11 protein-coding genes are annotated in these 12,839 nt (G+C 65.8%); 3 read left to right on the forward strand and 8 right to left on the reverse strand.

Features of this window, described 5'->3' with window-relative positions; genetic code table 11:
• Positions 1-48 precede the first annotated feature (48 nt).
• From AC0KWY_RS07265 to hemN, 7 genes are all read right to left on the reverse strand, one after another.
• Positions 49-2,382, reverse strand: a complete 2,334-nt coding sequence (locus AC0KWY_RS07265; RefSeq protein WP_474028962.1) for a TonB-dependent receptor — start codon at positions 2,380-2,382, stop codon at positions 49-51.
• Between the two features lie 213 nt (positions 2,383-2,595).
• Complete coding sequence (locus AC0KWY_RS07270) at positions 2,596-2,934, reverse strand: hypothetical protein (RefSeq protein ID WP_474028963.1); 339 nt, start codon at positions 2,932-2,934, stop codon at positions 2,596-2,598.
• Between the two features lie 8 nt (positions 2,935-2,942).
• Entirely contained in the window at positions 2,943-3,149 is a 207-nt protein-coding gene (locus AC0KWY_RS07275; RefSeq protein ID WP_474028964.1) for a heavy-metal-associated domain-containing protein, read from the reverse strand.
• Positions 3,150-3,152: 3 nt separating this feature from the next.
• Positions 3,153-4,835, reverse strand: coding sequence for a putative bifunctional diguanylate cyclase/phosphodiesterase (locus tag AC0KWY_RS07280; RefSeq protein WP_474028965.1), 1,683 nt, complete (start codon positions 4,833-4,835; stop codon positions 3,153-3,155).
• Positions 4,828-7,032 (reverse strand): heavy metal translocating P-type ATPase, encoded by a 2,205-nt coding sequence (locus tag AC0KWY_RS07285; RefSeq protein ID WP_474028966.1) that lies wholly within the window; start codon positions 7,030-7,032, stop codon positions 4,828-4,830. Before AC0KWY_RS07285 ends, AC0KWY_RS07280 begins: the two co-directional genes overlap by 8 nt.
• Before the next feature lies 1 nt (position 7,033).
• Entirely contained in the window at positions 7,034-7,705 is a 672-nt protein-coding gene (locus tag AC0KWY_RS07290; protein WP_474028967.1) for a sulfite exporter TauE/SafE family protein, read from the reverse strand.
• A gap of 64 nt (positions 7,706-7,769) precedes the next feature.
• Complete coding sequence (gene hemN / locus AC0KWY_RS07295; protein WP_474028968.1) at positions 7,770-9,173, reverse strand: oxygen-independent coproporphyrinogen III oxidase; 1,404 nt, start codon at positions 9,171-9,173, stop codon at positions 7,770-7,772.
• 85 nt (positions 9,174-9,258) lie between these two features.
• Here hemN and fnr point away from each other — a divergent pair, with 85 nt between their 5' ends.
• Complete coding sequence (gene fnr, locus AC0KWY_RS07300) at positions 9,259-10,002, forward strand: fumarate/nitrate reduction transcriptional regulator Fnr (RefSeq protein ID WP_474028969.1); 744 nt, start codon at positions 9,259-9,261, stop codon at positions 10,000-10,002.
• A gap of 3 nt (positions 10,003-10,005) precedes the next feature.
• Here fnr and AC0KWY_RS07305 read toward each other — a convergent pair whose 3' ends face one another.
• On the reverse strand, positions 10,006-10,953 hold the full coding sequence (locus AC0KWY_RS07305) for a LysR family transcriptional regulator (RefSeq protein ID WP_474028970.1): 948 nt from the start codon (positions 10,951-10,953) through the stop codon (positions 10,006-10,008).
• Positions 10,954-11,091: 138 nt separating this feature from the next.
• Here AC0KWY_RS07305 and rnk point away from each other — a divergent pair, with 138 nt between their 5' ends.
• A complete protein-coding gene (gene rnk / locus AC0KWY_RS07310) occupies positions 11,092-11,466 on the forward strand; it encodes a nucleoside diphosphate kinase regulator (protein WP_474028971.1) in 375 nt (124 codons plus the stop codon).
• Between the two features lie 27 nt (positions 11,467-11,493).
• On the forward strand, positions 11,494-12,837 hold the full coding sequence (gene gdhA / locus AC0KWY_RS07315; protein ID WP_474028972.1) for an NADP-specific glutamate dehydrogenase: 1,344 nt from the start codon (positions 11,494-11,496) through the stop codon (positions 12,835-12,837).
• Positions 12,838-12,839 lie beyond the last annotated feature (2 nt).

Below are 12,839 nucleotides of genomic sequence, written 5' to 3' on the forward strand. Positions count from 1 at the left end.
TGCCAACGGGCGAACCCGGAAGATTCGCCCGTTTCCTTTTGCCCTGGCTTAGAACTCGTAATTGAGCGTCAGCCTGGCGTTGCGGGCATCGCCCTTGTAGAGGAAGGAGCCCGAACGGTAGCCGGCAAGGTAGTAATCCTTGTCGAAGACGTTGCCGACGTTCAGGCGCAACTTGGCCGCCTTGTTCACCCGGTACTCGGCGAACAGGTCCCACACCGTGTAGGCCGGAATCGGTTGGGTGTAGGCGCCGAGGTTCGACGCCGGCTGGCTGCCCGCAGCGACCTGCGCCGCCGTGACGTAGCCGGCCGCAGTGTCCGGTTGCCCCGCGTACTTCTTGCTCTCGTACTTGACCGCGGTACCGAAGGCGAAGGCCGGCGTCGCCTGGTAGCGCAACTGTGCCGACGCCGTCTTGTCGGCGAAGTTGCTGAGCGTCTTGCCCTTGTTCTCCCGGTTCGCCGACTTGGTCACCTCCGAGTCCATGAAGGTGACGCCGGCAAAGGCGCTCAGCTTGTCGGTCAGGTTGCCGGCCAGGCCGAACTCGATGCCGCGCACGCGGTTCTCGCCGGTGTTGAAGGTGCCGACCGTCGCATAGTCGGCGCCTTCCATGACCTCCGACTTGGTGATCTGGAACAGCGAGGCGGTCGCCAACAGCTTGCCGCCGAGCAGGTTCCACTTGGTGCCCAGCTCGATGTTTTCGGTCTTTTCCGGCGAGGCGCCGATATAGCCGTTGGTCGTTCCGTTGGGCAGCACGACGACGCCGCCGTAGCCGCTGCCGGTACCGACATCGGACTCGCCGCCGTTGACGTCGCTGGCCGTCGAGTAGGTCAGGTAGACATTGGCGTCCGGGCGGAACTTGTAGGTCAGCCCGAGATGGCCGTTCCACAGCGAGTCGGAATACTTGAAGTTGCCGAGCACGTTGGGCGTCGCATTGCTGCTGTCGTGGTTCCAGAACGCCTTCATGTCGTACTTGAAATGGTCGTAGCGGACGCCGGCGAAAGCCGTCCATTTCTCGGTCAGGTTGACCGTATCCATCAGCGACGCGGAAACCGTCTTGACGTTCCAGTCGATGTCCCAGTCGCCCTTGCGGATGTTGGCGCGGGAAACGCCGCCGTCGATGGCGCTGAATGGAACGTTGCTGACCCGGGTGGCGCCATCCATCAGATAAACGCCGTTGAGCACCGAATGGTCGGTGTATTCGAGGCCGAGGTTCCACTCGTGCTTCATGCCGCCGATCACCGTATCGACGAAGAGGTTGGTCTGGTTGGCGAAGTAATCGACCTCCTGCCAGCCCTGGTGGGTGGACAGGTTGAGGCTGCTGGCGCTGGCATAGCTGGCGCCGGTGGCGACATAGCCGTTTTCCGACTTGCCCCAGCGCGTCGCGTTGGTCAGGCGGACATTGTCGTTGAAGCGGTACTTCAGCCGTGCCGTGAAGGTGTCGACCTCGGACTTCAGGAAGTCCTCGTCCTGCGCATAGACCGGTGCGTCCTTGAACGGCTTGCGGTTGGGCAAGGCGCCGTAGAGATAGGCGCCGAGGTCGGGGCGGTCCTCGCCGCGGAAGCCGTAGTAGTCGAGCAGGATGTCGAAACGCTCGTTCGGCTTGATCAGCGTGGACAGCGCGACGCCCTTGCGCTCGCGGTCGGCCGGGCTGCGGTCGGGCACTTCTTCGTAGCCGTAGAGCAGGTTGGCGCGGACGGCGACGGTATCGGTCAGCGCGTAGTTGGTATCGACGGTGACGCGGCGATGGTCGTCGGTGCCCAGGCCGACCGACAGCTTGGTGAAGTCGTAGTCGGTGGTCGCCTGCTTGGTGATCGAGTTGATCGCGCCGCCGGCGGTGCCGCGACCGGCAAAGCTGGAACTCGGCCCCTTGGAGATTTCCACCTGTTCGACAGCGAAGCTTTCGCGAATGGTCATCCCGGGGTCGCGCAGACCATCGACGAAGACGTCGCTGCGCGCTTCCTGGCCGCGGATGATGTAGCGGTCGCCGAAGGCGTTGCCGTTTTCGCCGGTGCCGAGCGTGATCCCCGGTTGCGCGTCGAGGATTTCGCGCAGATCGGTGTAGCCCGAATCCTCGATCTGCGTCTTGGTCAGCACGCTGATGTTGGCCGGCGTCTCGGCCAGCGGTCGCTTGCGCCGCTCGTCGCCGGAGACGCGCGCCTTGTAGGGGGCATCCGGTTCGGCATAGGGATTGTGGTCGATGACGCGTTCGACGACGGTCACCGGCGCCATTTCGGCTTCGCTCGCCGGTTCGGTGGCGAAGGCGGCGACCGGCGCCAGCATCGTCGTCGAAATCCCCAGCGCGATGCCGGTCTTCTTCATCGAACGGGTCGGGGGCAAGGTCCGGAAGCTGGCCGGCAGCTTGATTTCCTGAGCTTTTCTTTTCACTCTCGTATCCTGGATTGATGCCGCGGCGGGACATCCGGACGAGAGCTGCCAGCAGGTGGAAGCGACCAGGACATCCCAACGGCAATAAGGTTGGGGAAAAGCTGGCTGGCTTCAGGCTGGCTTGCTTAATTGCAGACGCGAATCTATCGCATTTGCGGTTACGTTACAAGTGGTAACAGCGCCGTAACGCGCGGAACACAAAACTATCGGGATTCAAGACAGGCGGCAAACCGGGGAAAACCCGGCAAAACCTTGCTGCAGAAGGATGGCCAGCAGGTCGGCGAGGCGGGCATGGGAGAAGCGCACGAGAAGCAGCGGTTCGCTGCCGGCACCGCCAGCGTGCGCCGCGATTGCCTGCCTGACCGCAGGGTGCTCGCCATGGTGTGCCAGCAGTTCCGGCGGCGGAGCGTACTCCGCCTCGTAAACCCCGGTGAAACAGCGCAACAACGCCGGCAACCGTGCCGGCTCGGGAAGACCGTGGGTCGCCGGCAGGTCGGATTCGGGCAAGGCCCGGGCAAGCAGCAGACAATCGGCCTCGGGCGGCACGGTCATCGCCGGCTTTATTCGGCGTCGAAACCGGCGTCTTCGATCGCGCCGAGCAGGTCGGCCCGGCTGACCTGTTGCGGGTCGTAGGCGACACGCGCCTGCGCCGCTTCCAGCGAGACCTCGGCCGAAGCGACGCCGGGCAGAGCGCTGAGCACGCCGGTGATGTTCTTGACGCAGCCCTGGCAGCTCATGCCGCCGATCCGGATTTCAGTGTTTTCCATGCTTCAGTCCCTGTGGAGAAAAGGCTGGCGGCGCAGCAATTCGGTCATCTCGGCGGCGGCCAGCGGTCGGCTGTAGTGAAAGCCCTGCACCATGCCGCAACCCATTTTGCGCAGCAGCGCCAGTTGTTCCGGAGTTTCCACGCCTTCGGCCAGTACCGTCAAGCGCAGGCTGCGCCCCATGCTGACGATGGTCGAGGCGATCGCCTGGTCGTCGGCGTCGTTTTCCAGGTCCATGACAAAAGAGCGGTCGATCTTCAGCTTGCCGACCGGGAAACGCTTCAGGTAGGCGAGCGAGGAATAGCCGGTGCCGAAATCGTCGAGCGCCAGGCTGACCCCCATCCGCTTCAACGCCGACAGGGTGCCGAGCGTGAATTCGGCGTCGTGCATCACGGTGCGTTCGGTCAGTTCGAGTTCCAGGCAGTCGGCGACCAGCCCGGTGGCGCTCAGCGCGCCGGCGACCATTTCGACGAAACCGGCCTGGCGAAACTGCACCGGCGCCACATTCACCGCCATCGTGCGCAAGAGCAAACCTTCCGCAATCCAGGCCTGGGCCTGACGGCAGGCTTCGAACAGGACCCAGTCGCCGATCGGGTTGATCATTCCGCTATCCTCGGCGACGGCAATGAAGCGGTCCGGCATGATGGTGCCGAGATTGGGATGCAACCAGCGGATCAGCGCCTCGACGCCGACGATCTCGCCGCTCTGCAGGCTGACCAGCGGCTGGTAATGGAGAACGAACTGTTCCTCGGTCAGTGCCTGGCGCAGGCTGCTTTCCATCATCAGGCGCTCAAGCGTCGCCATGTTCATGTCCGAGGAATAGAACTGGAAAGTGTTGCGCCCGAGATCCTTGGCCTTGTACATCGCCGTATCGGCGTTCTTGAGCAGGGTGTCGATGTCCTTGCCGTCCTGCGGGTAGAGGGCGATGCCGATCGACGAGGTGACGGTCAGCGCGTGACCGCCGACCGAAAACGGCGAAGCGGCAATCTCCAGGACGCGACGGGCGACATCGGCCGCCGCTGCGGCGTTCACCTCGGGCAGCAGGATGATGAACTCGTCGCCGCCAAGGCGGGCCAGCGTGTCGATCCGCCGCACCACCTTGACGTAGCGCTGCGCCAGCGCGCACAGCAAATCATCGCCGACGCTGTGGCCGAGCGAGTCGTTGACCCGCTTGAAATGGTCGATGTCGAGGAAAAGCAGCGCGGCGCCGTGCATGTCCCGTTCAGCGGCGGCGATCATCTGCTCGATGCGGTCGTGCAGCAGGCGCCGGTTGGGCAGGCCGGTCAGCGCGTCGAAATCGGCCAGTTCGCGGATGCGCTGTTCGGCCTGCTTGCGGTCGGTGATGTCAATGACGGTGCCGACGGCGACCACCTGCCCGTCGAAACGCGAAGGCATGCCGAGCACCGACATGGTGAACAGGCTGCCGTCCTGGCGCCGGCCGGTAAACTCGCTGGCTTCAACGGCACCGCCGTCCGGCCGCCGGGCCAGTTGTTCGGTGATCCGCTCGTGCTGCTCGGCGACGACCAGGTCGTACGGCCCGAGACGCTCGATGAAATCGACCTCGGCGTAGCCGAACAGCCTGCGCATGTAGGGATTGACGTAGAGGAAACGGCCGCGCGCCAGAACGAAAATACCCACCTGCGCCGCATCCATCGTAGCGCGAAAGAGGTCGGCCCCGCGTTTACCCATGACGTTCAACGCCCCGCCCGGCGGCCGGACGCCAGCGCCGCAGCAACAGCGAATTGGACACCACCGACACCGAACTCATCGCCATCGCCGCCCCCGCCACCACCGGGCTGAGGAAACCGAAAGCCGCCAGCGGAATGCCGAGGACGTTGTAGATGAAGGCGAAGAACAGGTTCTGCCGGATCTTGCCCAGCGTTGCGGACGACAACGCGATGGCGTCGGCGACGCCGAGCAGGTCGTTGCGGATCAGCGTCAGGTCGGCCGCCTCGATCGCCGCGTCGGAACCGGCGCCGATCGCGAAGCTGACGTCGGCCGCGGCCAGCGCCGGGGCGTCGTTGATGCCGTCGCCGACCATCGCCACCAGTCCGCCGTCCGCCTTCAGCGCGTTGACCGCGGCCGCCTTGTCGCCCGGCAGGATGCCAGCGCGGAATTCGTCGATCCCGGCCTGAGCGGCGATTGCCGCCGCCGTCGCCGGATTGTCGCCGGTCAGCATGACCACCTGGATGCCGCGCTGACGCAGACGGGCCACCGCCTCGCGCGAGGTCGGGCGCAGCGCATCGGCGATGGCGATCAGCGCCAGGATGTGCGTGACTTTTTCGTCACCGTCGATCTCGGCCAGCCCGATCACCGTCTTGCCGGCGCCCTGCAGCACCGCGACCGCGCCGTCGGCGGCCAGGCCGAGCCAGCCGGGCGCCCCCAGGCGCAGACGGCGACCGCCGATCTCGCCACTGACGCCATGCCCGGCGGTCGCCGCAAAACCGCTCACCGCCGGCAGTTCGAGGCCGTCGGCGGCAGCGATCACCGCCCGCGCCAACGGGTGTTCGGAATGGTGTTCGAGCGCCGCCGCCAGTTGCAGCGCTTCCTCGCGGCCGATGCCGAAAGGCAGCAGGTCGGTCACCTGCGGCTGGCCGGCGGTCAGCGTGCCGGTCTTGTCGAGCGCCAGCACGGCGATCTTCTCGGCCCGTTCGAGCGCCTCGGCGTTGCGCACCAGGATGCCGGCGCGGGCGCCCTGCCCGGTGCCGACCATGATCGCCGTCGGCGTCGCCAGGCCGAGCGCGCACGGACAGGCGATGACCAGGACGGCGACGGCATTGACCAGCGCCGTCGCGAAATCGCCGCCGATCCACCACCAGCCGGCAAAGGTCGCCAGTGCGATGCTGCACACCACCGGCACGAAGATCCCGGAAATCCGGTCGGCCAGCCGCTGCACCGGCGCCTTCGAGCCCTGCGCCTCGCCGACCAGGCGGATGATGCCGGCGAGCAGCGTCTGCTCGCCGACGCCGGTGGCGCGGCAACGCAGACTGCCGCTGCCGTTGGCGGTGGCCGCAAAAACCTTGTCGCCGCTGCGCTTGCCGACCGGCATGCTCTCGCCGGTGAGCATCGCCTCGTCGACGCTCGATTCGCCGTCGATCACCGCGCCGTCGACCGGCACGCTCTCGCCCGGGCGGACCAGGAAGACGTCGCCCGGCATCAGCGCATCGACCGGCAGTTCGAGCCACTGGCCGTCGCGTTCGACGCGCGCCGTCTTCGGGCGCAGGCGGATCAGCGACTCGATCGCCTCCGAGGTCCGTGCCTTGGCCCGCGCCTCGAGCAGCTTGCCGAGCAGGACCAGGGTGATCACCGCCGCCCCGCCCTCGAAATAGACATGCTGCCCGCTCATGCCGAGGAAAGTCACGACGGTCGAGAAACCCCAGGCCATGCTGGTACCGAGCGCGACCAGCACGTCCATGTTGGCGCCGCCGCCGCGCAGCGCCTTCCAGGCGCCGTCGTAGAAACGCCAGCCGATCCAGAACTGCACCGGCGTCGCCAGCGCGAACTGCAGCCAGCGCGGCAGTTCGTTGTGCATGCCGTGTTCGCCGAACATGAACAGCATCTGGCCGACCAGCGGCAGGCTCAGCGCCACGGCGATCCAGAAACGGCGGATCTCGCTGTGGTAGATGCGTTGTTTTTCCGCCTTTTCCCGCTCGCGGGTGCCGGCGTCTACGACCGCCGCACTGAACCCGGCCTTCGCCACCGCAGCAATCACCGCCTCGGCGCCGACCCCGCTCAGGCGCACGCGCGCCCGCTCGGCGGCAAGATTGACGTTGGCCTGCATGCCGGGTTGCCGGTTCAGCACCTTTTCCAGGCGCGTCGAACAGGCGGCGCAGGTCATGCCGCCAATCGCAAACTCGACGACCCGCTCGGCCTGGTCAGCTTCCATGTCAGCTCGCCTCCAGTAGATGGGGCAGACCGAACAGGCCATAGACGCCGAAGCCGAGCACCAGCAGCCCGGAAGTCCAGCGCACCGCCGGCCGGCGCACGAATTCGTTGAGCCGCGCCAGCAGGATGCCGGCGAGCAGCAGATTGGGCAGGGTGCCGGCGCCGAAAGCCAGCATCAGCAGGGCGCCGCGCTGCGCCGAACCGGCCGAGAGCGCGCTGGCCAGCGCGCTGTAGACCAGACCGCAGGGCAGCCAGCCCCACAGCATGCCAAGCGGAAAGGCCTGAGCGACCCGCGTCGCCGGCAGGAAACGCCGGGTCAGCGGCTGCAGCCGCCGCCACAGCGACTGGCCGAGCCGTTCGGTGAAGGCCAGCGCGCGGGTGACGCCGATCAGATAGAGGCCGAGCGCGACCAGCATCAGGTTGGCGAACAAGTAGAGGATCAGCCGCGCCGGCACCTGTCCTTCGAGCCCCAGCCCGGCGGCGCCGAGCGCCCCGGCAATTGCCCCGGCAATGGCATAGGAGAGGATGCGGCCGCCGTTGTAGGCAAGGTGCATCGACCAGCGGGCCGGGCTGCCCATCGCCAGTGCGCCGACGATGCCGCCGCACATGCCGACGCAGTGCGCACCACCGAGCAGACCAACGAGAAACAGTGCCAGGAAGCCGGAATCAGGCATGGGGCAAGGCTTGCGACAGGAAAGACCGCAGTGTAACCCGCCCCGGCCCTTCCTGGCACGCCGCTCAGATCACCTTGGAGTAACGCGTCCGCTGACGGTCGGCGCGCAGGTAGCGGTCGAAGGCCATGGCGATGACGCGGACCAGCATGCGCCCCGGCGGCAGCACGGTGATCCACTCGCGTTCGATCTTCAGCAGACCGCCGCGCTCCATCTCGCGCAGATCCTCGATCTCGGCCGCGAAATACTTGTGGAAGTCGATCAGGTGCGAACTCTCGATGCTCTCGATCGACAGCTCGAAATGGCACATCAGCGCCTGGATGATCGAACGCCGCAGGATATCGTCGGCGGTCAGCTCGATGCCGCGCACCACCGGCAGCATCGGCGCGTCGAGCCGGTCGTAGTACTCGTCGAGCGTCTTGACGTTCTGGTAGTAAGTGGGACCGACCTTGCTGATCGACGAGATGCCGAAGGACAGCATGTCGCAGTCGGCGTAGGTCGAATAGCCCTGGAAGTTGCGATGCAGGCGCCCCTGGCGCTGCGCCACCGCCAGTTCGTCGTCGGGCTTGGCGAAGTGGTCCATGCCGATGAAGACGTAACCGGCGTCGGTCAGCTTCTTGATCGCCAGGGCCAGGATCTGCAGCTTGGTGTCGGCGTTCGGCAGGTCGGCGTCGGCGATCCGCCGTTGCGGCTTGAACAGCCCGGGCAGGTGCGCGTAGTTGTAGATCGACAGGCGGTCCGGGTCCATCGCCAGGACGCGCTCCAGCGTCCGGTTGAAACCCATCACGCTCTGGAAAGGCAGACCGTAGATGAGGTCGATCGACACCGACTTGAAACCGTTGGCACGCGCCGCGGCGATCACGTTCGCCGTTTCTTCCTCGGTCTGCACGCGGTTGACCGCGACCTGCACGCGCTCGTCGAAATCCTGGACGCCGACGCTCATCCGGTTGAAACCGAGTTCGCCGAGCAGCGCCACGGTTGCCGTATCGACCTTGCGCGGGTCGACCTCGATCGAATACTCGCCGCCGTCGAGCAGCTTGAAGTGCCGGCGCGTCTCCGCCATCAGTTGGCGCATCTCGTCGTGCGACAGGAAAGTCGGCGTACCACCGCCCCAGTGCAGCTGGATGACCTCGTGCTCGCCCCCGCTACCCTCAAGTGCGGCGCTCTGCAGCGCCAGCTCCTTGCCCAGGTACTTCAGGTACTTGGCGCTGCGCCCGTGATCCTTGGTGATGATCTTGTTGCAGGCACAGTAATAACAGATGGTGTTGCAGAAGGGGATGTGGAAGTATAATGAGAGCGGTCGGCTGATCCCGCCGATGTTGCGCTTGCTGAGCCAGAGAGCGGCAGCCTCGGCGTCGAAAGCCTCGACGAAGCGGTCGGCAGTGGGATACGACGTGTAGCGTGGGCCGTTTACGTCGAAACGGCGAATGATCTGTGGGTCAAAGACGAGGTTTTCAGTTGCGAAATTCATTGAACATGGCGCCAAGTTTTGGCCCGATTATGTGGGGATGGATCGCATTTCCGGTTGACATGGATCAAGCCGACGCAGGTTGCCAATGCCCAGCCCGATCCCGCTGAATCAGGAGATGACGCTGACCGTCATCAAGACAGCGTGCTCCAACTGCAACCTGCGCGAACTCTGTCTGCCTTTCGGCCTAAGCCTTGAGGAACTGGAGCGGCTCGACGACCTGATTTCGACCCGGCGCCGGATCAAGCGCGGCGATCACCTGTACCGCGCCGGCGAAGCCTTCGACTCGATCTACGCGATCCGCAGCGGTTTCTTCAAGACCGACGTGCTGCTTGAGGATGGCCGCGACCAGGTCACCGGCTTCCAGATGGCCGGCGAACTGCTCGGCCTGGACGGCATCAGCACCGAACACCACACCTGCAACGCCATCGCGCTGGAAGACAGCGAGATCTGCGCGATCCCGTTCAACCGCCTGGAAAGCCTGTCGCGCGAGATCCACAACCTGCAGCATCACTTCCACAAGGTGATGAGCCGCGAGATCGTCCGCGACCACGGCGTCATGATGCTGCTCGGCACGATGCGCGCCGAAGAGCGGCTGGCCGCCTTCCTGCTCAACCTGTCGCAGCGCTTCACGGCGCGCGGCTTCTCGCACGCCGAGTTCTACCTGCGCATGACGCGCGAGGAAATCGGCAGCTACCTCGGCCTCAAGCTGGAAACCGTGTCGCGCGCCTTCTCGAAGTTCCAGGAAGAAGGCTACATCGCGGTCCAGCAGAAGCACATCCGCATCCTCAACGTCAGCGGCCTGAAGGCGCTGATGACCCACCGCTGCTGAGCCTCAACGGCTCAGCCCGAGCCAGCGGCGCGCGCTGCCCGGCGATGCCGGGCGATCCCATTCCGGCTCGTCGCCGAAGCGCTGCTGCAGGAAGTCGATGAAGGCCCGCACCTTCAGCGGCAGGTGCCGGTTCGGCAGATGCACCGCGTAGATGAAACGCTCGACCGGCACGTAACCGGGCAGCACCTCGACCAGGCGCCCGGCCTGCAACTCGCTGCCGACGATGAAGGTCGGCAGCAGCGCCAGCCCCAGCCCGCCCAGCACCGCCTGCGATAGCGCCTCGTCGTCGTTGATGCGCAGGCTGCCCGCCACCGGCACCGAGATGTCGCCGCCGGGGCCGCGCAGGTGCCAGAAGCCCTGCGTCGTTAAGTAGGTGTAGTCGAGGCAGTTGTGCCTGGCCAGGTCCTCCGGCTTTTCCGGCACGCCCCAGCGCGCCAGGTAGGCCGGACTGCCGCAGATCTTGCGACGGATCGGCGCCAGCCGGCGGGCGACCAGGTTGTCGCCGGGCACCGGCGCGATGCGCAGCGCCAGGTCGTAGCCCTCGTCCACCAGATTGACCAGGCGGTCGCTGATCGTCATGTCCACCGACAGTTCCGGGTACTGCAGCATGAAATCGGCCAGCGCCGGCGCCACGTGCAGCGTGCTGAAGGCGACCGGCGCACTGAAGCGCAGCTTGCCGCGCGGCTCGCGGTGCAGGCTGCCGATGGTGTTTTCGGCCTGCGCCATTTCGTCGACGATGCGGTCGCAATGCTCGAAGTAGGCCTCGCCGACCTCGGTCAGGCTGAGCCGGCGCGTACTGCGCTGCAGCAGGCGAACGCCGAGCGCCGCCTCGAGCCGCGCCACCGACTTGCTGACGCGCGACTTGGAAATTCCCAGGCGCAATGCCGCCCCGGAAAAACTGCGCGCCTTGACCACCTGGGCGAACAGCAGCATGTCGTTGATGTCGTGCACGCGCACTCCAATTGTTATTAAAAAGGAAACAGTCTTGTGCAAAGTCGCCGGCTTATCAAGCCTTGGACTTCCTTCTACCATCCGCAATCCCACGACACAAAAAACCGATCAACAAAAATCACCAGAAAATTCAGATAAATGCAGCAGAACAACCTGATCATCAGGGAGAGCGATTTCGTTCGCCTGATGGCAATCCAGCCGCCCGACGATCTGCGCGACGAGCTTGAGCGCGCCATTGTTATCCCCGACGAATCAATACCAGCCGACATCGTCACGATGGGGTCGCGCGTCCGCTATACCGAACAGGAAACCGGCAACAGCCGCCAGGTCGAGATCGTCTATCCCGACGAGGCCGACCCGGCGGCCAGCAAGGTCTCCGTTTTCGCCCCGGTCGGCGCCGCGCTGATCGGCCTCGGCGTCGGCCATGAAATCGACTGGGACTTTCCCGGCGGCAACAGCCGCCGGCTGACCGTGGTCGAAGTCATCCAGCCGGCCTCGACCGCAGCACACTGATCAACAAGAACAAAGGGAGCCCGCCGCGTGCGCTACAAGTCATTCGCAGAATTCAACCAGGATGTTGCCGCACGAAACCCCGGGCAACCGGAGTTCCACCAGGCCGTCGCCGAGGTCATCGAAAGCCTCTGGCCGTTCATCCAGGACCATCCCCGCTACGCCGAGCACGGCCTGCTCGACCGCCTGGTCGAGCCGGAGCGGGTACTCACCTTCCGCGTCTCCTGGGTGGACGATCACGGCGAGGTGCGCGTCAATCGCGGCTACCGCATCCAGCACTCGTCGGCGATCGGCCCCTACAAGGGCGGCATCCGCTTCCACCCCTCGGTCAACCTGTCGATCCTCAAGTTCCTCGCCTTCGAGCAGACTTTCAAGAACGCGCTGACCACGCTGCCGATGGGCGGCGGCAAGGGGGGTTCCGATTTCGATCCGAAAGGCCGCAGCCCGGGTGAGGTGATGCGCTTCTGCCAGGCTTTCGTCAGCGAGCTGTTCCGCCACATCGGCAGCGACACCGACGTGCCGGCCGGCGACATCGGCGTCGGCGGCCGCGAGGTCGGCTTCATGGCGGGCATGATGAAGAAACTGTCGAACCGCGCCGACTGCGTGTTCACCGGCAAGGGCCTGAGCTTCGGCGGTTCGCTGATCCGTCCGGAGGCGACCGGCTACGGCACCGTCTATTTCGCCGAGGAAATGCTCAAGCAGCGCGGCCGCAGTTTCGACGGGCTGCGCGTCAGTGTCTCCGGCGCCGGCAACGTCGCCCAGTACGCGGTCGAGAAGGCGATGGCGCTCGGCGCCCGCGTCGTCACCGTCTCCGATTCAAGCGGCACGGTGGTCGACGAGGACGGTTTCAGCGGCGAAAAACTCGCCGAACTGATGGACGTAAAGAACCACCGCTACGGCCGCGTCAGCGACTACGCGGCACGCGTCGGCGCCAGCTTCCTGCCTGGCGAAAAGCCGTGGCGGGTGCCGGTTGACGTCGCCCTGCCCTGCGCGACGCAGAACGAACTCGACGCCGACGATGCCCGTACCCTGCTCGCCAACGGCGCGATCTGCGTCGCCGAAGGCGCCAACATGCCGTTGACCGCCGCAGCGGTGAAGCTGTTCGAAGCGAGCGACGTGCTCTACGCCCCGGGCAAGGCGAGCAACGCCGGCGGCGTCGCCACCTCGGGCCTGGAAATGAGCCAGAACGCGATGCGCCTCTCCTGGCCGCGCGAGGAAGTCGACGCCCGGCTGCACCGGATCATGGTCGACATCCACGACACCTGCCTGCGCCACGGCCGCAATGCCGCCGGCAAGGTCAGCTACGTCGATGGCGCCAACGTCGCCGGCTTCGTCAAGGTCGCCGACGCGATGCTCGCCCAGGGCGTCGTCTGAGC

Source organism: Azonexus sp. MM2026_4 (assembly GCF_055901855.1).